Source organism: Vogesella sp. (assembly GCF_046297735.1).
GTDB lineage: Bacteria > Pseudomonadota > Gammaproteobacteria > Burkholderiales > Chromobacteriaceae > Vogesella > Vogesella urethralis.
Genome location: NZ_JBKBHK010000002.1, coordinates 171,130 through 195,461, shown reverse-complemented (window position 1 = coordinate 195,461; position 24,332 = coordinate 171,130). Strand labels below are relative to the sequence as shown.

At 61.3% G+C, this 24,332-nt stretch carries 20 protein-coding genes; 3 read left to right on the top strand and 17 right to left on the bottom strand.

Features of this window, described 5'->3' with window-relative positions; all coding sequences use genetic code 11:
• Positions 1–94: 94 nt before the first annotated feature.
• The 4 genes from ACK4FZ_RS03485 to ACK4FZ_RS03470 form a co-directional block, all read right to left on the bottom strand.
• Positions 95–1,723, bottom strand: coding sequence for a methyl-accepting chemotaxis protein (locus ACK4FZ_RS03485; RefSeq protein ID WP_409818307.1), 1,629 nt, complete (start codon positions 1,721–1,723; stop codon positions 95–97).
• A gap of 273 nt (positions 1,724–1,996) precedes the next feature.
• Positions 1,997–3,283: a DUF3422 family protein gene (locus ACK4FZ_RS03480; protein WP_409818306.1), complete on the bottom strand. Its 1,287-nt coding sequence runs from the start codon at positions 3,281–3,283 to the stop codon at positions 1,997–1,999.
• Positions 3,284–3,449: 166 nt separating this feature from the next.
• A complete protein-coding gene (locus tag ACK4FZ_RS03475) occupies positions 3,450–3,881 on the bottom strand; it encodes a DciA family protein (protein WP_144371014.1) in 432 nt (143 codons plus the stop codon).
• A 111-nt stretch (positions 3,882–3,992) separates the two neighbouring features.
• The gene (locus ACK4FZ_RS03470; RefSeq protein WP_409818305.1) at positions 3,993–6,005 is read right to left on the bottom strand and encodes an alkaline phosphatase D family protein; all 2,013 of its coding nucleotides are present in this window, start codon (positions 6,003–6,005) and stop codon (positions 3,993–3,995) included.
• A gap of 251 nt (positions 6,006–6,256) precedes the next feature.
• Between ACK4FZ_RS03470 and secA the strand changes: the two genes are divergently transcribed.
• Positions 6,257–8,959 carry a preprotein translocase subunit SecA gene (gene secA / locus ACK4FZ_RS03465; protein WP_409818304.1) on the top strand — a complete coding sequence of 901 codons (2,703 nt, stop codon included), beginning with the start codon at positions 6,257–6,259 and terminating at the stop codon, positions 8,957–8,959.
• A 149-nt stretch (positions 8,960–9,108) separates the two neighbouring features.
• Here the strand turns inward: secA and oppF are convergent, their stop codons facing one another.
• The 7 genes from oppF to ACK4FZ_RS03430 form a co-directional block, all read right to left on the bottom strand.
• On the bottom strand, positions 9,109–10,095 hold the full coding sequence (gene oppF / locus ACK4FZ_RS03460; RefSeq protein WP_409818303.1) for a murein tripeptide/oligopeptide ABC transporter ATP binding protein OppF: 987 nt from the start codon (positions 10,093–10,095) through the stop codon (positions 9,109–9,111).
• On the bottom strand, positions 10,088–11,080 hold the full coding sequence (locus ACK4FZ_RS03455) for an oligopeptide/dipeptide ABC transporter ATP-binding protein (protein WP_409818302.1): 993 nt from the start codon (positions 11,078–11,080) through the stop codon (positions 10,088–10,090). Before ACK4FZ_RS03455 ends, oppF begins: the two co-directional genes overlap by 8 nt.
• Before the next feature lie 10 nt (positions 11,081–11,090).
• The gene (locus tag ACK4FZ_RS03450; protein WP_409818301.1) at positions 11,091–12,008 is read right to left on the bottom strand and encodes an ABC transporter permease subunit; all 918 of its coding nucleotides are present in this window, start codon (positions 12,006–12,008) and stop codon (positions 11,091–11,093) included.
• Positions 12,009–12,048: 40 nt separating this feature from the next.
• Positions 12,049–12,969, bottom strand: coding sequence for an oligopeptide ABC transporter permease OppB (oppB, locus tag ACK4FZ_RS03445; protein WP_409818300.1), 921 nt, complete (start codon positions 12,967–12,969; stop codon positions 12,049–12,051).
• A 164-nt stretch (positions 12,970–13,133) separates the two neighbouring features.
• Positions 13,134–14,750, bottom strand: coding sequence for a peptide ABC transporter substrate-binding protein (locus tag ACK4FZ_RS03440; RefSeq protein ID WP_409818299.1), 1,617 nt, complete (start codon positions 14,748–14,750; stop codon positions 13,134–13,136).
• Between the two features lie 225 nt (positions 14,751–14,975).
• The gene (pyrC, locus tag ACK4FZ_RS03435) at positions 14,976–16,007 is read right to left on the bottom strand and encodes a dihydroorotase (protein WP_409818298.1); all 1,032 of its coding nucleotides are present in this window, start codon (positions 16,005–16,007) and stop codon (positions 14,976–14,978) included.
• 59 nt (positions 16,008–16,066) lie between these two features.
• Positions 16,067–16,297, bottom strand: coding sequence for a sulfurtransferase TusA family protein (locus ACK4FZ_RS03430; protein ID WP_409818297.1), 231 nt, complete (start codon positions 16,295–16,297; stop codon positions 16,067–16,069).
• 80 nt (positions 16,298–16,377) lie between these two features.
• Between ACK4FZ_RS03430 and ACK4FZ_RS03425 the strand changes: the two genes are divergently transcribed.
• Positions 16,378–17,151 carry an NRDE family protein gene (locus ACK4FZ_RS03425; protein ID WP_409818296.1) on the top strand — a complete coding sequence of 258 codons (774 nt, stop codon included), beginning with the start codon at positions 16,378–16,380 and terminating at the stop codon, positions 17,149–17,151.
• Entirely contained in the window at positions 17,148–17,690 is a 543-nt protein-coding gene (locus tag ACK4FZ_RS03420) for a CNP1-like family protein (protein ID WP_409818295.1), read from the top strand. Before ACK4FZ_RS03425 ends, ACK4FZ_RS03420 begins: the two co-directional genes overlap by 4 nt.
• A 49-nt stretch (positions 17,691–17,739) precedes the next feature.
• Here the strand turns inward: ACK4FZ_RS03420 and lpxC are convergent, their stop codons facing one another.
• From lpxC to murC, 6 genes are all read right to left on the bottom strand, one after another.
• Positions 17,740–18,651: a UDP-3-O-acyl-N-acetylglucosamine deacetylase gene (lpxC, locus tag ACK4FZ_RS03415; RefSeq protein ID WP_409818443.1), complete on the bottom strand. Its 912-nt coding sequence runs from the start codon at positions 18,649–18,651 to the stop codon at positions 17,740–17,742.
• 97 nt (positions 18,652–18,748) lie between these two features.
• A complete protein-coding gene (gene ftsZ / locus ACK4FZ_RS03410) occupies positions 18,749–19,933 on the bottom strand; it encodes a cell division protein FtsZ (RefSeq protein ID WP_144371001.1) in 1,185 nt (394 codons plus the stop codon).
• 51 nt (positions 19,934–19,984) lie between these two features.
• Positions 19,985–21,193: a cell division protein FtsA gene (ftsA, locus tag ACK4FZ_RS03405; RefSeq protein WP_240802272.1), complete on the bottom strand. Its 1,209-nt coding sequence runs from the start codon at positions 21,191–21,193 to the stop codon at positions 19,985–19,987.
• A gap of 42 nt (positions 21,194–21,235) precedes the next feature.
• Positions 21,236–21,964, bottom strand: a complete 729-nt coding sequence (locus tag ACK4FZ_RS03400) for a cell division protein FtsQ/DivIB (protein WP_409818294.1) — start codon at positions 21,962–21,964, stop codon at positions 21,236–21,238.
• The gene (locus tag ACK4FZ_RS03395; protein WP_409818293.1) at positions 21,954–22,865 is read right to left on the bottom strand and encodes a D-alanine--D-alanine ligase; all 912 of its coding nucleotides are present in this window, start codon (positions 22,863–22,865) and stop codon (positions 21,954–21,956) included. The genes ACK4FZ_RS03400 and ACK4FZ_RS03395 overlap by 11 nt, the downstream gene beginning before the upstream one ends.
• A gap of 42 nt (positions 22,866–22,907) precedes the next feature.
• Positions 22,908–24,302, bottom strand: coding sequence for a UDP-N-acetylmuramate--L-alanine ligase (gene murC / locus ACK4FZ_RS03390; RefSeq protein ID WP_409818292.1), 1,395 nt, complete (start codon positions 24,300–24,302; stop codon positions 22,908–22,910).
• Positions 24,303–24,332: the final 30 nt, after the last annotated feature.

The window sequence follows — 24,332 nt, the reverse complement described above, 5'->3', positions numbered from 1 at the left end:
GCAGGGGGAGCCTTTTTTGCGGCCAACGTGGCGCTGGTGACAGGCGTAAAAAAGCCCGTCACGAAGGACGGGCCGCGTTGTTTGCCGCTCAGGCTTACTGCTTGAAGTGGGATACCGCTGCGCCAAGGTCTTGTGCGTGTGCGCCCAGCTGCCCGGCGGCAGCGGCGGTCTGGTCCACCGCAGCCTGGTTGGACTCGGTCATGCTGGAAATTACCTCGGCGCGCTGGGCGATATCGCGCACGGCCTGCTGCTGCTCGCGCAGCGCCAGTGCTACCGATTCGATGTGCTGGCGAATGTTGGCCGCATTGTCGCGAATGCCCTGGATGGCCTCGCTGGCTTGCTGGCTCTGCACCACCCCATGCTGGGTAGCGGTCACGCTGGTCTGCATGGTGTTCACCACGCCACGCATGCCGGTGCTGAGGTTGTCTATCTGGCGGCTGATATCCACAGTGGCCTGGCTGGTACGCTCTGCCAGCTTGCGTACTTCGTCGGCCACCACGGCAAAACCACGACCGCTTTCGCCGGCACGGGCGGCTTCGATGGCCGCGTTCAGCGCCAGCAGATTGGTCTGGTCGGCAATATCGTGAATGGTTTGCGTGATGCTGGCGATAGTCTGCGTCTGCACGTTCAGGCTGTCCAGCGCGGTAGCGGCGCCACCGATATGATCGGCAATACCGCGGATATCGTCGGCCGACTGGTTGATCAGGCCGGCACAGTGGTGCACGGCGCCGTCGGCGTCGCGGGCCTCCTGCTCCACGTGGCGTAGCTGCTGCGCCAGCTGGTCGATGCTCTGCAGCACTTCTTCCACCGCCACCGCGATGGCACGCGACGCCTCGCTCTGCGCGTGTGAGGCCTGCTGTACGCCGTGGGCAGACGCGTTCAGCTGGGTGGCACTGCCTTGTACCTGACCGGCCAGCTCGCGGATGCGGCCGGTGATATCGCGCAGCTTGTTCTGCATGTCGGCCAGCGCACCCATCAGGCTTTGTTCACGGCCAGAGGGTACCCGCAAGCTGTGGCTGAGGTCCCCCGCCGCAATGGCTCGCGTCTGGCGCATGGCTTCCACCGGCTCGCCACCCAGGCTACCGAATACGCGACGGTACTGCAGCACACCGCCCGCCACTACCAGCAGGATCAGCAAGCCACTGCTCAGCAGCAAGCTGAGCTGGGCTTGATCGATCTGGCTTTCGCTATCACTGACCACCTGGGCCATATGACTTTCGACACGCTGCTGCAAGCCTTCCAGCTTTTTGGTCAGCGCCTCGGCACGGTCGTCAAAACCGGCACCCGGCGCTTTCATCAGCGCATTACCGGCGTCGCGACCCTGGGTGATGTAGGCGTCGGCCATTTGGTGGCCCACCTGATAAAACGTATCCAGCAACTGGCGGGTAGCCTGCGCGTCGTCGGCGTAGATGGTATCCAGTTGCTTGAGCTCATCCAGCTTACCGACCGCGGCTTGATAGTGCTCCTTGGCGTCGCCAAAACCGTCACGATCACCCGTCGCACTGGCATCGGTAAGAAACTGCTGGATCTGCACCACATGAAAGCGCAGATCCGCCATGCGGTCGGTCAGGCCATCAGCCACCTGGTGCTCATAACGGCTGTTGGCCATGATCTTGTTAAGGCCGATGGTGACGATGATGGTCTGGGCGATGGCCAACAGCACGGTAACCGCGACAAAGCTGATCAGCAGCGGGCGTAATTGGCGAGAAGAAGAAAGGGGCATCGGTGGCTCTTACAGAGGTATCAACCTGCTTATTCTGAAGGTTTAATGCTGGACAGGCTTGTACTAAACGAAACAGCTTTGATCTGCGCCTTATTTCAATAAATAAAAATATCAGAATTGATTATCTATTCATCAGCGCTGCCATCGCGCTAGCCTAAGGCGCAGCATGGTTAGCCACGCTTGGTTAGGCGAATGGCAGCACTTTATTGCACGTAGTATTAGTTTCGATAAAAAAACTTACTCAACATAAACCGCTTAAAGGCACAGCACGACCTAGCCTTGCTGCAATGTCTGCTTTACGCGACGCATGCCCAGCCACACCAGCAGTGCCACCAGCGGAATCGACATGCCGGTCAGCAGTTCCACGTCCAGGTGCAGGCCGGCGGCCTTGCCGGCCTTGAACAGGTAGCCCAGCAAACCGACGGCGTAATAGGTCAGTACGGCAACCGACAACCCTTCCACCGTCTCTTGCAGCCGCAATTGCAGCTCGGCCCGGCGGTCCATGCTGGCCAGCAGGGCACGGTTCTGTTCTTCGTGCATGACCTCGACCCGTGTACGCAGCAAGGCGGTGCTGCGCTGCAGCCGCGCCATCAGCCGTTCCTGTCGTCGTGCGGCGGTGTCACAGGTTTCCATCGCCGGTGCCAGCCGCCGCTCCATGAACTCGTGAAACGGCTGCAGGCCGGGCAAGCGCCGCTCGCGCAATTCGGCAATGCGGCGTTCGACCAGCTTGTAGTAAGCACGGGCGGCAGCAAAGCGGTACTGGCTCTGTGCAATCAGCTGCTCGCCTTGGGCCGATAGTTCGGTCAGCTCTTCCAGCATGGCGGCGTCGTGCGCGCTGTGCTCGGCCATATGCAGGTTGACGCTGCGCAAGCGGGTACCCAGCACGTCCAGCTCGCGCATCTGGCGCTTGGCTTCCGGCAAGGCCAGCAGCGCCAGCAGGCGGTAGGTTTCCATTTCGAACAGGCGCTGCATCATGCGGCCGGATTGCGATGGCCCCATGCTACGGTCGATCACCACGTAGCGGCTGAAACCTTCAGCCAGCTTAGGGTCAGGGTGTAGGCGCAGATCGGTGTAAGCGACGCCGTTGCCGTCGCCGATTTCGGCGCCAATCAGCTCCTGGCCACCAAACCAGCGACGGGCGATGTCAAGCGCCGGTGCCTCTTGTGTGGCAGGCAGCAGCACAGCATGCATCGCCACCATGACGCAGCCCGGCAATGCGGCCAACCATTCAGCAGGCAAGCGGTCCAGCGCGGTACGCTCGAACGGCTCGGCAAAATCGCCACCCAATACGAAGGTGTAGCGGGCAAATTCGGTGTGCAGCGCCCAGCGGATGGTGAAGTCACCGGCTACGCCGGTGTAGTGCATTTGATCTGCGTCCAGCGCTGGCAAGCCGATACGCTGCAACAGGTCTTGCAGCGCGTTGCGCTGGGCACCGTCGTCTTCTTCGAAGAACAGGGTCAGTGTAGACAGCCGGGCCGGCGACGGTATCGCGATCGGCGGGCGGGCATGCGCCTCGTCATTGAGGCCACGGCGTAGAGGATGCGTTTTGAGCGTAATCATTGGTTTATCCCTGAGAGCGAAGCTCTGCGGCTTCTGCCCGGCAGCTTACCTGCCGCGCGGCAGGCGGGCTAGCTTGAGGCTTTACGGTCAGGGATAGCATGCAAGGATCACGCCAGCATGACAGTGCGGTGCGTCACTAGACCGCCAGACAGCGGCCGACCGCTACTCAGGACTTGGCGCGATGGTGGCGCAGCAGCGAATTCAGCGCGTCCTTCACTACCGGGTTACGCACCGTGTCAGCCGCCTGGGCAAAGGCTTGCAGGCCGGCATCGGACAGCTGGAACGACTTGCTGCGAACGGGCTTGGGCGGCGTGGGCAGCACCTTCACCCGCAGGCTGCGCAACGGGTAGCCTTGGCGCGTCAGCGGGGCGATCACGCTGTTGCCCAGCAGCCGCAGGCGGGCAGCCACGGTACTGTTGTGCGCATACACCACCAGCTCGCCATCGCGCACGCAGGCCACCTGGCAATGCTGGCCCAACTGGCCCGGCAGCAGGCGCTTGAAGGCCTTGTCCAGCGTCAGGATGGCCTGGGCAGCAGTAGTAAGGTCGGCCAGGCGCGCATCGCGCTGGCTGAACTGACGTAGCGGTTGTGAGGACATAGCAGGCACCAAAAAACACAGGCAGCAGAGTGTAGCCGATCTGCTGCCTGTGCGGCGCTGCAAGCCATGCAGCCGGGGCGCCGCGCAAGTTGGCCGCAGGCTTTCCGGTGCTTACGCCGGCACCGTGACTGTCGGGCTGCCGGCGGCCACTTCCAGCCGCGTAATGCTGCGCGTCGCAGGCAAAGCCGGCGCAGCACCGGCGGCCAGCGGCTTCAGCGTATGGAAGCTGCAGCTGAGCTTGGCAGGCGTCAGGGTGACGATGGCGTAGCCTTGAGCGTCGGTATTGGCCACCTTCAGCCACGGGTTGAACGTCGTCAGCGTGCTGTTGAAAGTATTGGTGCGCACCCCGCCCTGCTCGGTGTAGATCAGCGGCTTGGTCTTGGCGAAGGCGGCGTTGCCGTCCACCACGCTTTCGAAGTAGCTGTAGAACGAGTTGCTGGAAATGCCGGCGGTGACCAGATCCACCATTACCGGCACCGGGCTGGCGGCGTCGAAGTCATCCATCACGCTGCCGGCAAAGAAGGCGTGGATGTCGCCGGTGAGCGCCACCACATTGCCGATGGCGTTGTCTTTCAGGTGCTGCAGCAGCGCCTTGCGCTCGGCGTTATAGCCGTCCCACTGGTCGGCATTCAGCAGGAAGGTGTCGAAGAACTGTGCCGGCGGCAGCGCGGCGTCCAGCTGCGGCTTGATGCCGGCGTCGAACACGGTGCCGCTGACGCCGGCCAGCGCCAGCACCGCCTTGGTCTGGGTGTAAGCCGGCGCCGGCGCCTGGGTGGCTTTGCTGGCGCTGGGGACGGCGGCTGCCGCGGTGGTGAGGTCGCTCACCAATGCGGTGGTGAGCTGGCTTTGCAAAGCTGCCAGGCCCGCGTTGGCCGCAATCAGGCTTTGTACCATCATGCCGGCCACTGCCTGCGTGCCGTTTACCTGCATGCGTAACAGCGACACCTCGTTGCCCCACAGTTTCCAGGTGGTGCTGGCCGCGCTCATGCGGTCTTTCCACCACTGGCGCTGGGTGCTGCCCAGGATAGACACCGGGTCCAGGCTGCCGCCGGCGGCGGTCATCTTCTGACTTTCCACCGCGGCCAGCGTGGACTTGGGCACGAAGTAACGGCTACCCACTTCGCTGCCGGCACCGACTTCGGGAATGACGTGGTCGGCACGGAACAGGCGCTGGTCGGTCATCACCAGGGTGGCCAGGTTGCCAAAGCTGAACGCGCGGTAGATACGGATGTTCTGGAACGAAGGGTTGGCCGCGTCAAAGCTGACGTCGGCCGGCATGTACTCGAACCACGCCTGGTTGGCGTCACGGCGGCGGCTGGTGGCCTTGCTGGCGTCGTCGCCGGTGGTGTAGGTCTGGCGGTCTTGCCAGGCGTCGTCGCTGAATTCGTGATCGTCCCATACCGCAATCACCGGGAAGGCAGCGTGCAAGGCCTGCAGGCGGCTGTCGCTACGGTAGGTTTTGTACAGCGTACGGTAGTCGGCCAGCGTGGTGGCGTAGCTGGCACCATCGCTACGCTTGGTGCCGTTGGGCAGCGTGATCTGGCTGTGGCGGCTTTCTACCTTGCCGGTCTGGAACGCCGCACCGACGGTTTCGTAGATGTAATCGCCCAGGTGCACCACGAAGTCCAGGTCTTGCTGCAGTAGCTCGTCAAACGCCGCCCAGTGGTTGACGCTCCAGTCCTGGCACGACACGAAGGCGAACTTCAATTGCGACAGCGGGGTGCCGGCGGCCGGCGCCGTCTTGCTGCGGCCAACCTGGCTGACGCTGCTGCCGGCGCGGAAACGGTAGTAGTAAACGGTACCCGGCTGCAGCGCGGTCACCTTGTGGCGCACGGTGTAATCCCACTGCACCTGGGCGGTAACGGTAACGCTGTGCAGCACGCTGGCAAAGCCGGCGCTGGTAGACAGTTCCAGCGTGACGGCGGTATCGGCGCTGGCGTCGCCCAGCCGCGTCCACAGTACCAGGCTATCCGGTTGCGGGTCGCCGGAGGCCACCCCCTGCGGGAAGGTATAACTGCGCGGGCTATCGCCTCCGCCACCGCTGCCAAAACAGCCGCTCAGGCCCAGCGTGGCGGCGGAAACGGTCAGAAAGCCGCCGCGCTTCAGGAATTGTCTGCGATCCATGGGTACTTCCTCGTGTGTATTGTTATTTGTCGTTACAACGTCAAGCCAGCGCTCAGGCTAAGCTGTCTGCATGACAGCGCGTTTACGCTCATACGTTTGTTTAGAACACGGCAACGCATTTCATTAAACACACACTGGCCCATCGCACAGGCACTTGATACCGGTCAGCAATGCCCCCATTAAAAGAAGGTTTGCCTGTGCTACACTTTTAGCCATTTTTATCGGCCCGCTGGCCGCTGGATGTCCACACGATGATTTCGACGCTTCTCAAGAAAGTATTCGGCAGCCGCAACGAACGACTGCTCAAGCAATATCGCCAGGTCGCCAACCGCATCAACGGTATGGAAGACGCCATGAAGGCACTGTCGGACGAACAGCTGGCGGCCAAAACCACCGAATTCAAAGAGCGTCATGCCAAGGGTGAAACGCTGGACGCGTTGCTGCCGGAAGCGTTTGCCGTCTGCCGCGAAGCCTCGCGCCGCGTGCTGAACATGCGCCACTTCGACGTACAGCTGATCGGCGGCATGGTGCTGCACCACGGCAAGATCGCCGAAATGCGTACCGGCGAGGGCAAGACCCTGGTGGGCACCCTGCCGGTATACCTGAACGCCATTGCCGGCAAGGGCGTACACGTCATTACCGTCAACGACTACCTGGCCAGCCGCGACGCCGGCATCATGGGCAAGCTGTACAACTTCCTAGGCCTGTCGGTGGGGGTGAACCTGTCGCAGATGCAGCACGAGCACAAGAAGCTGGCCTACGCCTGCGATATCACCTACGGCACCAACAACGAATTCGGCTTCGACTACCTGCGCGACAATATGGTGTTCAGCCTGGGCGAGAAAGTGCAGCGCGAGCTGAACTTCGCCGTGGTGGACGAAGTGGACTCCATCCTGATCGACGAAGCGCGTACCCCGCTGATCATCTCCGGCCCGGCGGAAGACAACGTGGAGATGTACCGCGCCATGAACGCGGTACCGCCGCTGCTGAAAAAGCAGGAAACCGAAGACGGCGAAGGCGATTACTGGGTGGATGAAAAAGCGCACAGCGTGCTGCTATCCGAAGCCGGCCACGAACACGCCGAAGCCATCCTAAGCCAGATGGGCCTGCTGGCCGAAGGCGACAGCCTGTACTCGGCGGCCAACATCACGCTGATGCACCATCTGAATGCCGCGCTGAAAGCCCACGCCTTGTTCCATCTGGACCAGCACTACGTGGTGCAGGACGGCGAAGTGGTAATCGTGGACGAATTCACCGGCCGTCTGATGGCCGGCCGCCGCTGGTCCGATGGCCTGCACCAGGCCGTAGAGGCCAAAGAAGGTGTGCAGATCAACCGCGAAAACCAGACCCTGGCGTCGATCACCTTCCAGAACTACTTCCGCCTGTACGGCAAGCTGGCCGGCATGACCGGCACTGCCGACACCGAGGCTTACGAGTTCCAGAACATCTACTCGCTGGAAACTGTCGTCATCCCAACCAACCGCCCGATGATCCGCCAGGACCACCAGGACAAGATCTACCGCTCGGCACGCGAGAAGTACAACGCCATCATCAGCGACATCAAAGACTGCGTCAGCCGCGGCCAACCTGTGCTGGTGGGTACTACCAGCATCGAAAACTCCGAGCTGATGTCGCAACTGTTGAGCCAGGCCGGCATTGCCCACAACGTGCTGAACGCCAAAGAACACGCCCGCGAAGCGGACATCGTGATCCAGGCCGGCCGCCCGGGCATCGTGACCGTGGCTACCAATATGGCCGGTCGCGGTACCGACATCGTGCTGGGTGGCAACCCGGAACCGGAAATCAAAGCCGTGCAGGCAGATGACAGCCTGTCCGACGCCGACAAGGCCGCCCGCATCGACGCCATCCGTGCCGAATGGAAACAGCGCCACGACGCAGTACTGGCTGCCGGCGGCCTGTACATCATCGGTACCGAACGCCACGAATCGCGCCGTATCGACAACCAGCTGCGCGGCCGTGCCGGCCGTCAGGGTGACGCTGGCGCCAGCCGCTTCTACCTGTCGCTGGAAGACCCGCTGCTGCGCATCTTCGCCGGCGACCGCGTAGCCATGATCATGGACAAGCTGAAAATGCCGGACGGCGAGGCCATCGAGCACCCGTGGGTATCGCGCTCCATCGAAAACGCGCAGCGCAAGGTGGAAGGCCGCAACTTCGACATCCGCAAACAGCTGCTGGAGTACGACGACGTCGCCAACGATCAGCGCAAGGTGATTTACCAGCAACGTAACGAAATCCTGGCAGACCAGGACGTAGCCGCCATCATCAGCCATATGCGAGACGGCGTACTGAGTGATGTGGTTGATCTGCACATGCCGCCGGATTCGATGGAAGAACAATGGGATCTGCCGGGGCTGGAGCGCACGCTGGAGGCAGAATTCCAGCTGCAAGCACCGGTGGCCGACTGGATCAAGGCCGAGCCGGCGCTGGACATTCCGGACATCAAGCAACGCATCCTCGACATGGCTGCTGCCAGTTACCAAGTCAAAGTGGACCAGGCTGGCGAAGCGGCTATGCGCCAGTTCGAACACGGCCTGGTACTGCAGATGCTGGACAATCACTGGCGCGAGCACCTGGCGGCGATGGATCACCTGCGCCAGGGCATCCACCTGCGCGGCTACGCCCAGAAGAACCCGAAACAAGAGTACAAGCGCGAGGCGTTCGAGCTGTTCTCCGACATGCTGGACCGTGTGAAACGCGGCGTGGTCAGTGTGCTGATGACCGTACAGGTACGCAGCGAGGAAGACGTGGAAGCCGTGGCACCGCACCAAGTGGCCGGCATGGAAATGCACCACGACGACGCCCCCAGCGCCACCGAAGGCAACCCGTTCTCGCCGGAGGCCCTGGCCTCGCAAGGCCTGCGCGTTGGCCGCAACGACCCCTGCCCGTGCGGCAGCGGCCTGCGCTACAAACAGTGCCACGGCAAGCTGGCCTGATCGTCAGGCAACCCTGCACCAAACCGGCGCTCCGTGCGCCGGTTTTTTTTCGGCCACCGGGCAGCTGTCTGCGGCCATGAAAAATGCCGTCCACTGTTATCAGTGGACGGCATGCGTGCCAGCTAGGCCGTATGCGGCCGAGCTTTGCCTTACACCAGCAGGCAGGACGTCTGCGTGGCCGCCGTGACGGCGTGCAGCTTGATGTCTTCCTTGGCGCAACGCTCCACCGCATTCGGGCAACGGGTACGGAACACGCAGCCGGACGGCGGGTTGATCGGGCTGGGCAAATCACCCTGCAAGATCTGGATAGTCTTGTTGCGCTCCAGCTTAGGATCGGGAATCGGAATGGCCGACAGCAGTGCACGGGTGTACGGATGGGTGGGCTGATCGTATAGCGCATGCTTCTCGGCCAGCTCCATCTCGCGGCCCAGATACATCACCAGAATGCGGTCGGAGATATGCTTCACCACCGCCAGATCATGGGCAATGAAGATCAGCGACAGGCCCATTTCACGCTGCAGTTCTTTCAGCAGATTGATGATCTGCGCCTGGATGGACACGTCCAGCGCGGATACCGGCTCGTCACAGATGATGAGCTTGGGTTCCAGGATCAGTGCACGGGCGATGCCGATACGCTGACACTGGCCACCAGAAAACTCGTGCGGGTAACGGTTGATCATCTGCTCGCGCAGCCCCACTTTCACCATCATGGCGCGTACGCGCTGCATGATCTCGTCTGGCGACAGTTCGGGGCGGTGTACGCGCAGCGGTTCGCCGATGATCTGAGCGATGGTCATGCGCGGGTTCAGCGATGCCAACGGGTCCTGGAAGATCATCTGGATGTCCTTGCGCACGTTCAGCCAGTCTTTCGTACTGCCCTTGCGCAGGTCTTTGCCCATCCATACGATTTCGCCGTCGGTAGCCGGAATCAGGTTCAGGATGGCACGGCTCAGCGTGGACTTGCCACAGCCGGATTCGCCTACCACACCCAGTGTTTCGCCTTCGTACAAGTCGAAGCTGACGCCATCCACCGCCTTCAGCGTGCGTTTGGGCGTCCACGGCCAGTCGTTGTTACCCTTTACCTTGAAGTGCACCTTGACGTCGCGCACCGATAACAGCAATTTCTTGTCAGCCATGGCTCACCTCCAGTTTCAGTTCGGCCACCGGCTTGTGGCAGGCGCGCAGTACCGCAAGGTTGGCCGCAGACGGCGCCAGCGCTGGCAGCTGCTCGGCACACTGCGCCGAGGCGTGGCTGCAGCGTTCGGTAAACGGACAGCCTTTGGGCATATTGGCCATATTGGGCGGGTTGCCGGGAATGCTGACCAAGGCGTCGCCGTCGTGGTCCAACCGCGGCAGGGCACCCAGCAGGCCAATGGTGTAGGGGTGGCTGGGCTGGTAGAAGATGTCGTTGGCGGTGCCGTACTCCATCACACGGCCACCGTACATCACCATCACTTTTTCGCACAGGCCGGCTACCACGCCCAGGTCGTGGGTAATCATGACGATGGCGGTGCCGAAATCGCGCTGCAGGTCTTTCAGCAGGGTGAGGATCTGCGCCTGCACGGTCACGTCCAGCGCGGTGGTGGGCTCGTCAGCGATCAGCACTTCCGGCTCGCACAGCAGGGCCATGGCGATCATCACGCGCTGGCGCATGCCACCGGAAAACTCGTGCGGGTACATGTCGACGCGGCGGGCCGCCTCGGGAATGCGTACCGCTTCCAGCAGTTCGATAGCGCGCTTTTTGGCCTGCTTGCGGGTCATGCCTTTGTGCAGCTCCAGTACCTCGGTCATCTGGCGCTCTACCGTCAGGTAGGGGTTCAGCGAGGTCATCGGGTCCTGGAAGATCATCGAGATGCGGTCACCGCGAATGCCGTTGAGCTGCTTCGGGCTCATGGCCAGCAGGTTCTGGCCCTTGTACAGCGCCTCACCGCTGGGGCGGCCGTTCTTGGCCAGCAAGCCCATCATCGCCAGTACCGACTGGCTTTTGCCGGAGCCGGATTCGCCCACGATGCCGAGGGTCTGGCCGGCGTCCAGCTCGAAGCTGACACCGTTGACGGCATTGACCATGCCGTCCGGTGTCTGGAACTGCACGCCAAGATTGTTAACTTTCAGAAGACTCATGGCGTATTCCTCAACGGTCTTTCGGGTCCAGCGCGTCGCGCAGGCCATCGCCGATATAGTTGGCGCAGTACAAGGTAATGGACAGCATGGCGGCCGGGAACAGCAGAATCCACGGCGTGGTTTCCATCACGCCGGTACCGTCCTCGATCAGCACGCCCCAGCTGGTCATCGGCTCTTGTACACCCAGCCCCAGGAAGGACAGTACTGATTCGGTCAGAATCACGCCCGGCACGGTTACCGTGGTGTAGATCACTACGATGCCCAGCAGGTTAGGCACGATGTGGCGGAAGATGATGTTGGGGGTAGACACACCGATAGCATGCGCCGCCTCGACGAATTCCTTGGATTTGATCGACAGCGTCTGGCCACGTACCACGCGTGCCATATCCATCCACGAGAACACGGTGATGGTCAGTACCACCAGGTAGAACTCGCGGCCCAGCAGCGTCACCATCAGGATGGCGATCAGCAGGTAGGGTACGGCGTACATCATGTCGACGATACGCATCATGATGGTATCCACCTTGCCGCCGATGAAGCCGGCGGTGGCCCCCCAGACGATACCGATGGTGACCGAGGCGATGGTGGCCAGCAGGCCTACCATCAGCGAGATGCGACCGCCTATCAGGCAACGCACCAGCAAGTCACGGCCTAGCTCGTCGGTGCCGAAGTAATGGCCGCCCTCCAGGCTGGGCGGCATGCTCATCGCGTTCCAGTCGGTGTCTTCGTATGAGTAGGGCAACACCATGGGCCCGAAAATACAGGCCACGGTGATGATAGTGAGAATGATCAGGCTGATAACCGCTGCCTTGTTGCGGAAAAAACGCTCGCGCGCATCGCGCCACGGGCTGCGCCCTTCGATGGCCGCGGCATTGATGTTGGCCTCGATGGCCCCGGCCAGGTCGCGTTGTTTGCTTCGGGAAAACATGTATAACTATCCTCGCGGTTTGACGTGTGACCGATCGCGATCAGTAACGGATCTTCGGATCAAGCAGCGCATAGCACAGGTCAACCAGCAGGTTGATCAGTACGGCAACCACGGTAACCAGTACCACCAGCCCCAGTACCAGCGTGTAGTCGCGGTTGGAGGCACCGTTGATGATCAGCTTGCCCAGGCCCGGTAGCGAAAACACCGACTCGGTCACCACCGCACCGGTAATGGTGGAAATGGCGATCGGGCCCACTACCGAAATCACCGGCATCAGCGCGGGTTTGAGCGCATGGCGCAACACGATGGTACGCATCGGCAGGCCCTTGGCCTTGGCGGTACGGATGAAGTTGGAGTTCATCACCTCGATCAGGCTGCCACGCATCACGCGGCCGATGGTGGACACGTTGATGAAGGTGAGCAGCGCAATAGGCAGCACCATGTAATTGATTTGGTAGTCGTTCCAGCCGCCGGCAGGCAACCAGGCCAGCCAGATGGCAAACACCAGGATCAGTACCGGGCCGATCACGAACGAGGGGAAGGCGCTGCCAAGGTTGCCGATCAGCATCACGAAATAGTCGACAATGCTGTTCTGACGCAAGGCAGCGATAGTGCCCAGCACGATGCCGATGAACACCGACAACAGCAAGGCGGTACCACCGATCATGGCGGAAATGGGCAGCGCGTTGGCCACCAGATCGTTGACGCTCCAGTCGGCGTAACGGAAAGAAGCGCCGAGGTCGCCTTGCAACAGGCTCTTCAGGTACAACAGATATTGCTGCCACAGCGGCAGGTCAAGATGATACTTGGCCTGCAGGTTGGCCATGACGGCAGCTGAAATCTTGCGTTCGGAATCGAACGGGCCACCGGGGGTGGCGTGCAGCATCAGGTAACAGACGGTGATGACGAGCAGCAGGGTGGGGATCGTCATCAATACGCGTCGCAAAGCGTAAGACCACATGGGAGTACTCCAGGTCGGTAACGGCAACCACCAGCCCTAACAGGGGTGCTGCCAGGCTGGGCACGGGGTGCAGCGCCACTACCACTTCCAAATCAGACCGGGTGCCCTGTTGGGGTGCACCCGGTCTCGTGACGAAGGCTAGGCTTCAGGCTGTACGCATCAGCTTAGTGCTTGATGATGTACAGATCCTTGTTGCGGTAGCGATCCAGCGCGTTTTTGCCGTTGTAGCCACCAACGTAAGGTTTGACCAGACGCGGGGTGGTGTAAGACAGCAGCGGGATGATCGGGTAGTCGTCCATGATCATCTTGGTAGCCTGGGTCAGCAGTTGCTTGCGCTCTGCCGGGGTCTTGGCCTGGTTACCTTTCTTGATCAGCTCTTCTGCCTTCGGGTTGCAGTTGCCGTTGTCGTTCTGGTCGGAGCCGCACTGCACCAGGGTCAGGAAGGTGGTGGCATCGTTGTAGTCGGCTACCCAGCCGTTACGCGCGATCTGGTATTCACCGTCGTGGCGCTTTTTCAGCAGTACCTTGAACTCCATGTTTTCCAGCTCGGTGTTCAGGCCCAGCTTGGTCTTCCACTCGGAAGCGGCAAAAATGGCCATCTTCTTGTGGTATTCACTGGTGTTGTACGTGAACTTGATCTTGCTGCCCGGCTGTACGCCGGCTGCGGCCAACAGTTTCTTGGCTTCGGCCACACGTTGTGCCATCGGCCATTTCACCCAGTCGTAGCTGGTCACGTCAGCACCGGCCGTGCCTTTTACTACCACGCTGTAAGCAGGCGACTGGCCGTCAGCCGTGATCTTGGCGGCAAGAATGTCACGATCGATGACCATGGACAGCGCCTGACGCACGCGCTTGTCTTTCATCACCGGGTCTTTGGCGTTCAGGCTGTAGTAACGCAGGCCCAGCATCGGCGAGTTGCGTACATCTTTCGGCAGCTCGGCCTTGTATTTTTCGTAGGTGCCCGGGGGCAGCTGGTATACCCAGTCGTTTTCGCCGGACTGGTACAGTTTCACATCAGCGAAACCGTCTTCGATCGGCAGGTAGGTCACCTTGTTCAGTACGACGGTCTTCGCGTCCCAGTACTGCGGGTTTTTCTCAAGCACGATCTTGCTGTTAACCGACCAGTCTTTCAGTACGAAAGCACCGTTACCCACCAGTTTGCCCGGCTTGGTCCAGTCTTTGCCGTGCTTCTCGATAGCGTGACGCGGCACCGGGCCCAGCTGGTTGTTGGACATCACTTCCGGCAGGAAGGCAACCGGGTACGGGGTTTTCACTTCGATGGTGAACTTGTCTACCGCTTTGATACCGATGTCGGTCAGGGCTTTCTTGCCCTCGGCCGCCTCAACGCCGTTCAGCAGGAAAGCGCCATAGGTAGAGGCGTAGGGGGAGGCCGTTTTCGGGTCCAGAAAGCGGCGCACGCCGTACACCACGTCGTCGGCAGTCACTTGTACGCCGTCAGACCACTTGGCGTTCTTGCGCAGCTTGAATACCCAGGTGGTCGGCTCGGTCTGTTTCCAGGACTCGGCCAGGCCCGGCACGATGCGGCCTTCGTTGTCGGCGGCAGTCAGCGCCTCGAACAGGTCGCGCGCAATGTTATTGGCGCCAACCGATTCCGCCAGCGCCGGGTCCAGCGACTCCGGCTCTGAGCCGTTGTTGCGCACCAGTTCCTGTTTGGCGGCCAGTTGCACACCTGCCGGTACTTTCGCAGCAAACGCGGCACTGCTACCCATGGCCATAAGCACGGACGCGGCCAATACGCTGATAGTGATGTTCTTTTTCATATTCTCCTGCTCTCCTTGAACAGAGAAGGCCCGTCATGTGCGGGCCTTCCGAGCAAAACAAACTGTATGGATACAGTACACAAAGGCGAGGCAATTATGCACAGCACACATGGCTACTACAAGCCCAGTTTCGTCACATCACCGTTACATTACTGATCAAGCGTGGCATTTCCTGCACTTATCTATTTGAGGCAAGCAACTTTGAGCTATTTGCATGAGCATTACTCATGGCACGCATCGCCATTGCACATACTCGCCTGCGCGCAGCGGGATCAGCTCCTCGTCACCATAGGCGAGCGAGGCAGGCACCTGCCATGGCTCGCGAACCAAGCTTAGGGTATCGGTATTGCGCGGTAGTTGATAAAAGTCAGGCCCGTTGAAACTGGCAAAGGCTTCCAGCTTGTCCAACGCGCCAGCGGCGTCAAACGCCTCGGCGTATAGCTCGATGGCCGCGTTGGCGGTGTACATGCCGGCACAGCCGCAGGCGCTTTCCTTGGCATGGCGCGCGTGCGGTGCGCTGTCGGTGCCCAAGAAGAACTTGCGACTGCCGCTGGTGGCAGCGGCAACCAGTGCTTCACGGTGGGTCTCCCGTTTCAGTACTGGCAAGCAGTAGTGATGCGGGCGGATACCACCGGTAAACAAGGCGTTGCGATTCATCAGCAGGTGATGCGCGGTGATGGTGGCGGCAATATTGTCGCCGGCGCTGGCCACGTACTCGGCAGCCTGGCGGGTGGTGATGTGCTCGAACACCACGCGCAAGCCGGGCAAGCGCTTCAGCAACGGCTCGAATACGGTATCGATGAACACCGCTTCGCGGTCGAATACATCCACCGCCGGGTCGGTGACTTCACCATGCACTAGCAGCGGCATGCCCACCTCGGCCATGGCTTCCAGCGCCACCATGGCGTTGTTCACATCGCGCACGCCGGCGTCGGAGTTGGTGGTAGCGCCTGCCGGGTACAGCTTGATGCCGTGCACGAAGCCGCTGGCCTTGGCCTTGCGTACTTCTTCGGCCGTGGTAGCTTCGGTCAGATACATCGTCATCAGTGGCTCGAAGTTGCTGCCTGCCGGACGCGCGGCCAGAATGCGCTCGCGGTAGGCTGCGGCCAACTCGACAGTAGTGACCGGCGGTTTCAGGTTGGGCATGATGATGGCGCGGCCCATCTGGCGGCAGGTATCGGGCAGTACGGCGGCCAGCGCAGCGCCGTCGCGTACGTGCAGGTGCCAGTCGTCGGGGCGGGTAATGGTAAGTTTCATTGGTCGACCTTATGCAATCATCAGGATAAAGAAAAGGCGCCGACAACGGCGCCTGCAGTTCATTTGCGACGGATCAGCAGCGCAAAGCGCCCATCGTCGCGCACGCTGGATGCCAGCAGTGCATTGCCGGTCTGGCGGCAGAAGGCTTCGAAATCTTTGGGCGCGCCCGGGTCAGTAGCCAGCACCGACAATACGGTGCCGCTTTCCATGGTAGCCAGGGCTTTCTTGGCGCGCAGGATAGGCAGGGGGCAATTCAAACCGGACAGATCCAGCGCGATATCTGGCTGCATACACTCATCCTCCAGGCGTAGAGCGGTTACAATCAAACCGTTATTTTAAGGGCCTTGGGCCAAATGCCCAAGAACAGCACATGTGCATCATCGCTTTTGCCTACAAGACGCCCGCGCTGGGTCCGCTGTGCCTGCTGGCCAACCGCGACGAATATTATGCCCGCCCTGCCCTGGCGCTAGACTTCTGGCCCGACCACCCGCAGGTGCTGGGCGGCCGTGACCTGCAAGCCGGCGGCAGCTGGCTGGCCATCGATACCCGTGGCCGCTTTGCCGCCATTACCCATATTCGCGAAGGCCGTGCCACCCCCGCAGCGCGCTCGCGCGGCGAGCTGGTACAGCGTTTTGTCACCGGCAACGAAGACCCGCTGGCCTTCGCCACCTGGCTGAAAGACAACGCGGCCAACTATGGCCCGTTCAACCTGATATTCGGGCCGGTGGGTGACCTGCTGCACTTCAACAGCCGCACGCGGGCGTTAAACCGTATCGCGCCGGGTATTCACGTGCTGTCCAACGCCGACATGGATACCCGCTGGTACAAAAGCGAGCAACTGCGCAGCAAGCTGGGCACCCTCAAACGCCCGCCCGTCGAAGCCGAAGTACTGCCCTGGCTGATGAACCCGGAACAGGCGCCACCGGAACAGCTGCCCAATACCGGCGTTGGCTCGGCGCTGGAGAAAATGCTGTCGCCGGTCTTCATTGTTGGCCGCGACTACGGCACACGCTGCAGCAGCATGCTGAACGTTTCCGCCCGTGGCGATGTCAGTTTTACCGAAGTGAGCTATGGCATTGGCGGCCGCGAGAGTGGCCGTCGTCGCCATTTGCTTCGAATTGGACAACTCAGGAATCCATCGTGAAAACCCGTTTCATACTTCTGGGGCTGCTGTGTGCGGCCAACCTGGCGCATGCCGATCTGTCTGGCAAGGGCCGTGAACGCAAGCATAATTATGTTGATGAAGGGCCGTGGCAAGAACAGGCACTGCCAGTTCCGGTATTCGGATCGTGGGACTGGGTAGAGCTGGACAAGCCGGTAACCCTCAAGGGGCAACTGTTCATCGATCGCCAAACCTTGCGGCTGGCAGAGGACAGGACCGTACGCTTCAGCCTGCTGCAGCTAAGCAGCAGCGGTATTGAAAACATCAGCCATGAGGGCGTGCATTGCGGCGAACGCACCCAGCGCAGCTATGCCTACGGCGACAGTGTCAACAAGCGCTGGATCGAGTCCAAGCGTACCGAGTGGCGCAAGCTGGACCGCAACAATCTGGCCATGAAAACCGTGGTACAGGCACTGTGCCCCGATAATACGCCGCCATTGACGACGGAAGAGCTACAAGCCAACCTGAACAAGGCCAGCACTGCAGCACCGCCCGCCAGGATAGAGCCGATCCGCAAGTGAACTGGCCATGAAAAAACCGTGCATCCGCACGGTTTTTTCGTCATTCGCGTTACGCGAGCTCGGGCAAGCGATGAAAGCTGCTGGGCGCATCCTCGGGGTTATCGAAGGTGACGAATTCCCAGCTGTCGGGGTTGTCCAGCATCACCCGCAACAGCTTGTTGTTCATCGCGTGGCCAGACTTATGACCGCTGAACGCGGCGATCAGCGGATGGCCCACGATGTACAGATCGCCAATGGCATCCAGAATCTTGTGCCGCACGAACTCGTCCGGAAAACGCAAGCCTTCCGGGTTCAGCACGTACTCGTCGTCGATCACGATGGCGTTGTTGAGGTTACCGCCGCGGCCCAGGCCATGGCTGCGCATGTACTCCACTTCGTGCATGAAGCCGAAGGTACGCGCGCGACTGATTTCCTCGATATAGGAATGACGGGCAAAGTCCACGCTGACCGTCTGCGGGGCACGGTTGAACGCCGGGTGGTTGAATTCGATCGACAGCTGCACGCTAAAGCCTTCGTGCGGGTCCAGCCGTACCCACTTGTCGCCTTCGATCACTTCCACCGGCTGTTTGACCCGGATGAATTTCTTGGCAGCAGGCTGTTCCTCGATGCCCGCCGTCTGCAGCAGGAAGATGAACGGTGCCGACGAGCCATCCATGATGGGCATTTCGGCACCGGTCACATCCACAATCACGTTATCGATGCCCAGCCCTGCAAAAGCGGACATCAGGTGTTCGATCGTGCCGACACGCACACCGGTCTCGGTGACCAGTGTCGAGGAGAGGCGCGTGTCGTTCACGAGCGCAGGCCGTGCCGCCACCTCGTCCTGCGCGGGCAGGTCGGTGCGGCGGAACACAATGCCGGTATCCGGTGCAGCCGGGTGCAGGGTCAGCTTGACCCGCTCACCTGAATGCAAACCGACACCGGTGGCGCTGATGGCCTGTTTCAGCGTGCGTTGCAAGATCATGATGCGCTTCCGGACAAATTGACTGAGCACAGTTTAGCACAGGCTCACCATGCAGCTGATTGATTAAACAACCACAGTCAATTGCCCCTTGCTATCAATCTGCCTGCTTACGCAAGAACGCCGGAATGTCGTACGACTCGCTTACTTCCGGATCCGAAAAGTCGGTGGAAACCGGCGCTCGACGGCCACGGTTACGCATCACGGCGGGCGTGTTCAGGTCGTTGAAGTCCACTTCCATACCGATGTTGTCGGTGCCGGTTTTCACGATCTTGATGTAGTCAGGGCGCTCGTCGCGGCTGCTAGTCGGCTTCTGGCCCAGGCCGGTAGCAATCAGCGTCACGCGGATGGTGTCTTCCGGGATGTCTTCCACCTCGGCGGTACCGAATTTCACCTGCGCATCTTCGTCCGCGTACTGACGGATGATGCTCATGATTTCGCGGTATTCGCTCATCTTCAGGCAACCCGGCGCGGTGGAGATGTTCACCAGCACACCACGCGCACCTTCCAGCGTGATGTTGTCCAGCAGCGGGCTGGCTACGGCCTGCTCGGCGGCCACACGGGCACGGTCGATACCGGAGGCAAAAGCGGAACCCATCATCGCCAGGCCCATTTCGCTCATCACTGCGCGCACGTCGGCAAAGTCGACGTTGATCAGACCCGGGCAGGTAATCACTTCGGAAATACCGGCTACCGCGCCTTTCAGCACGTCGTCGGCCGCACGGAAGGCTTCGCGCATGGTGACGTCCTCACCCAGCACCGCCATCAGCTTTTCGTTGGGGATCACGATCAGCGAATCCACGTGCTTTTTCAGCAGCTCGATACCATCACCGGCCACACGCAGGCGCTTGCCTTCGTGTTCGAACGGACGGGTCACCACGCCCACGGTCAGGATGCCCAGTTCCTTGGCCACTTCAGCCACCACTGGGGCCGCACCGGTACCGGTACCGCCACCCATGCCGGCAGTCACAAACACCATGTTGGCGCCACGCAGCATCTCGGCGATGCGTTCGCGGTCTTCCAGCGCGGCATTGCGGCCGGTGTCCGGGTTGGCACCCGCGCCCAAGCCCTTGGTCAGGTTGGTACCCAGCTGCAGCTTTTGCGGCGCACGGTTGCGCTTCAGCGCCTGCGCGTCGGTATTGGCGCAGATGAACTCCACACCCTGTACTTGGCTGCTGATCATGTTGTCGATGGCGTTGCAGCCGCCACCGCCGACACCGATCACCTTGATGACCGCCTCGCTGGCGGTCTCCTGCATTACCTCAAATACCATGCCGCTCATTTTTCCTCTCCTGTAAAAAGATGAGCTGTTGTCGGAATATCCGCCCTTGCCTTAGAAATTACCGGCAAACCAAGCCTTCATACGTTGAAACATCTGACCTACGCCTGCGGTCTCGACCTTCTGGCCAACGCCAGGCGTCATCTGGTCTTTGCCGTACAGCAGCAGACCCACCCCGGTCGAGAACCGCGGATTCTTCACTACCTCTGCCAGGCCGCCGACGTACTTGGGTACGCCGATACGCACCGGCAGGTGGAACACTTCTTCAGCCAGCTCCACCATGCCCGGCATCAGGCTGGCACCACCGGTAATCACGATGCCGGTGGACATTTCTTCAAAACCGCTGCGGCGCAGCTCCTGCTGCACCAGCTGGAACAGCTCTTCCACGCGCGGCTCGATCACCTCGGCCAGCGTGGCACGCGACATCTGGCGCGGGCCGCGCTCGCCGACGCCCGGTACCTCGATCATCTGCGCCGGGTCGGCCATGCCCACCAGCGCCACACCGTGCTGAATCTTGATGTCTTCGGCTTCCTTGGTCGGGGTGCGCAGCGCCATGGCGATATCGTTGGTGATCTGGTCACCGGCAATCGGAATCACCGCCGTGTGGCGGATGGCGCCGTTGACGTAAACCGCGATATCGGTGGTACCACCACCGATATCGATCAGGCACACGCCCAGTTCTTTCTCGTCTTCTGACAGCACCGCAGTGGCGCTGGCCATCGGCTGCAACACCAGGTCGGACACTTCCAGGCCGCAGCGACGTACACACTTGGCCACGTTCTGCGCGGCCGAAATGGCACCGGTCACGATGTGCACCTTGGCTTCCAGCCGTACGCCACTCATGCCCAGCGGCTCGCGCACGCCCTCCTGACCGTCAATGCTGAATTCCTGGGTCAGGATGTGCAGCACCTGGTGATCAGGCGGGATCGACACCGCACGTGCCGTCTCGATCACGCGGTCGATATCGGCCTGGGTCACTTCACGGTCCTTGATCGCCACCATGCCGTGCGAATTCACGCCCTTGATGTGGCTGCCCGCGATGCCGGTGTACACCTCGTTGATCTTGCAGTCGGCCATCAGCTGCGCTTCTTCCAACGCACGCTGGATGGCCTGCACGGTAGACTCGATATTCACCACCATGCCGCGCTTCAGACCACGCGAGGGCACCTGGCCCATACCGATGATGTTCAGGCGGCCTTCTTCCAGCACTTCGGCGACGATCGCGACGATCTTCGAGGTGCCGATATCCAGGCCCACCAGCATGTTTTTGCTTTCCTTAGGTTTGCTCACCTGTCGCTCCAACGCTTAAAGCTTGTTTGTTGCCGTAGGCGGTGCCTTGTAATCGGGCATCCGCACAGCGAATCCATTGGGGTAGCGCAAATCCACATATGTAATGCGGTATGGCAAGGTTGCCAGGCTGCGCGGCCAGTGCTCGACAAACCGCGACAAGCGCTCCCCTACCGGCCCGCGGCCCAGTTCCAGCACTACCCCGTTATCCAATTGCATCCTCCACGCCCGCCGTTCGGTCAGCCAGATACGTAACGGCTGTAATCCGGCGGGCTGCAGGCGCTGCCGGAAATCCTGCAGTGCCTGCACCATTTCTTTTTCGCTGGCCGCCGGGCCGAACATCACCGGCAGCGGCTGGTCGCTAGCAGCATCGAACCAGCGGCCATGTGTACTGATCAGCCCCTGATCACCCCAGCGCGCCAGCGCAACATGCTCGGTAACCGTAATGTCGAGACGGTCCGGCCACGTCCGGCGTACTTGTACCCTGTCTACCCACGGCAGCTTTTCGAACGCCTGCCGTGTCTTGTTGATATCCAGCGTAAAAAACGTGCCAGACAGCTCGTTCTGCGCGATGTACTTCAACTGCACCGGCGTGACCTTGGTTACCGCGCCGCTGATATGAATGCGCTTTACCGGAAACAGCGGCGAATGCGTCATCCAGAACCCACCGGCGTACAACAACATCAGTAGCGAGGCCGTTAGCAACAGATTGGCGATGGCCCGCAATACAGCATGGTTATCCCACATGAGCGGCAGCCAGCACCTTCACGCACAGGTCTTCGTAGCTCAGGCCTTCTGCCCGTGCCGCCATCGGTACCAGGCTGTGGCTGGTCATACCCGGGTTGGTATTGGCTTCCAGCAGGTAGATACCACCCTGCTCGTCCATCAGGAAGTCGATACGCGCCCAGCCCTGGCAGCCCAGTACCTTGAACGCCTGCAACGCCAGGCTGCGCGCGCGCGCTTCCAGCGCATCGCTCAGGCCGGACGGGCAGCGGTATACCGTGTCGTCGCGGAAGTACTTGGCCTGGTAGTCGTAGTACTCGGTTGCCGGCTCGATCTTGATGGTGGGGTAGGCCTGGCCGTCGATCACGGCACAGGTGTACTCGCCCCCTCCGATAAACTGCTCGGCGATCACGATGCTGTCGTATTGGCGCGCCTCTTCGTACGCCGCCTTCAGGCCACCGTGCGTTTTTACCTTGGTCACACCGATGCTGGAGCCTTCGGTGGACGGCTTCACGAAAATCGGCAGCCCCAGTTCTTGCTCGATGGCGTCGAAATCGCTGTCGTCGCTCAGCAGCGCGAACGCCGGAATCGGCAGCCCGGCGCCTTTCCACAGCAGCTTGGTGCGCCATTTGTCCATGCAGATGGCCGACGCCATCACACCACAACCGGTGTACGGCATGCCCAGCGCTTCCAGCGCGCCTTGTAGCGTGCCGTCTTCACCGAACGGGCCGTGCAGGATGTTGAACACACGGGCAAAACCCTCGTCTTTCAGCGCGCCAAGCGGCTTTTCCGCCGGGTCGAACGGATGGGCGTCCACGCCCTTGCTGCGCAGTGCGGCCAACACACCGTTACCACTCATCAGCGACACTTCGCGCTCGGCGGAGCTGCCGCCCATCATCACTGCTACTTTGCCAAACTGCTTCATGCTGTCCTCACTGCCGCCCCGGCGGGACGGCGACACGTTGTGTCAGGCCTTGGCGGCCGCTACCAGCTTGGCGGGAATACCACCAATCGAACCGGCACCCATGGTGATTACCACGTCGCCGTCCCTGGCCATATCGGTAATGGCTTGCTGCATGTCGGCAATCTGCTCGACAAACAGCGGTTCCACCTTGCCGCCTACGCGCACGGCGCGGGTCAGCGCGCGGCCGTCGGCCGCCACGATCGGCGCCTCGCCGGCGGCGTAGACCTCGGCCAGCAGCAGCGCATCGACACGGCCCAACACTTTGACGAAGTCTTCAAACAGGTCGCGGGTACGGCTGTAGCGGTGCGGCTGGAACGCCAATACCAGGCGCTTGTCCGGGAAGGCGCCGCGCACAGCGGCCAACGTGGCCGCCATTTCTACCGGGTGGTGGCCGTAGTCGTCGATCAGCGTGTAGCTGCCGCCATCCTTGGCCGGCAACTCGCCGTAGCGCTGGAAGCGGCGGCCCACACCGGCAAACTCGGCCAGGCCTTTCTGGATGGCCTCGATATCGGCACCGCACTCCAGGCCGATGGCGGTGGCCGCCAGCGCGTTCAGCACGTTGTGGCGGCCCGGCATGTTGAGGGTGACCGGGAAGCGCAGGCCGTCGGCCTTCACCACCACGTCGAAATGCATACGGCCGGCGTCGGCTACCACGTTGGCCGCATGTACATCGGCGCTATCGTCCAGACCGTAGGTAGTAACCGGCTTTTTCAGCTGCGGCACGATGCTGCGCACGTGCTCGTCGTCCACGCACAGTACAGCGCGGCCGTAGAACGGCAGGTGGTGGATGAAGTCCACGAAGGCCTGCTTCAGCTTGTCGAAGCTGTGGTCGTAGGTGTCCATGTGATCGGCGTCGATATTGGTCACCACCGCCATCACCGGCTGCAGGTACAGGAAGGACGCGTCCGACTCGTCGGCCTCGGCCACCAAGTATTCGCCACTACCCAGACGGGCGTTGGTGCCGGCCGCAGTCAGCTTGCCGCCAATCACGAAGGTCGGGTCCAGGCCGGCCGCGCCCAGCACCGACGCCGTCAGGCTGGTGGTGGTGGTCTTGCCGTGGGTACCGGCAATCGCAATGCCCTGTTTGAAGCGCATCAGCTCGGCCAGCATCATCGCGCGCGGGATGACCGGGATGTGGTTCTGCTGGGCTTCGCGTACTTCCGGGTTGTCCGCCTTCACCGCGGTGGAGGTGACTACCACGTCGGCACCCTTGATATAGGTCGCGTCGTGGCCAAAATAGATGTGCGCACCCTGCCCTGCCAAACGCTTGGTGGCAGCATTGTCGGCCATGTCGGAACCGGACACGGTGTAGCCCAGATTCAGCAGCACCTCGGCAATACCGCACATGCCGACACCGCCGATCCCGACAAAGTGAATGTGTTTGACTCTATGTTTCATCGTATTTTCCTACCGGCTACCCGCATCGGG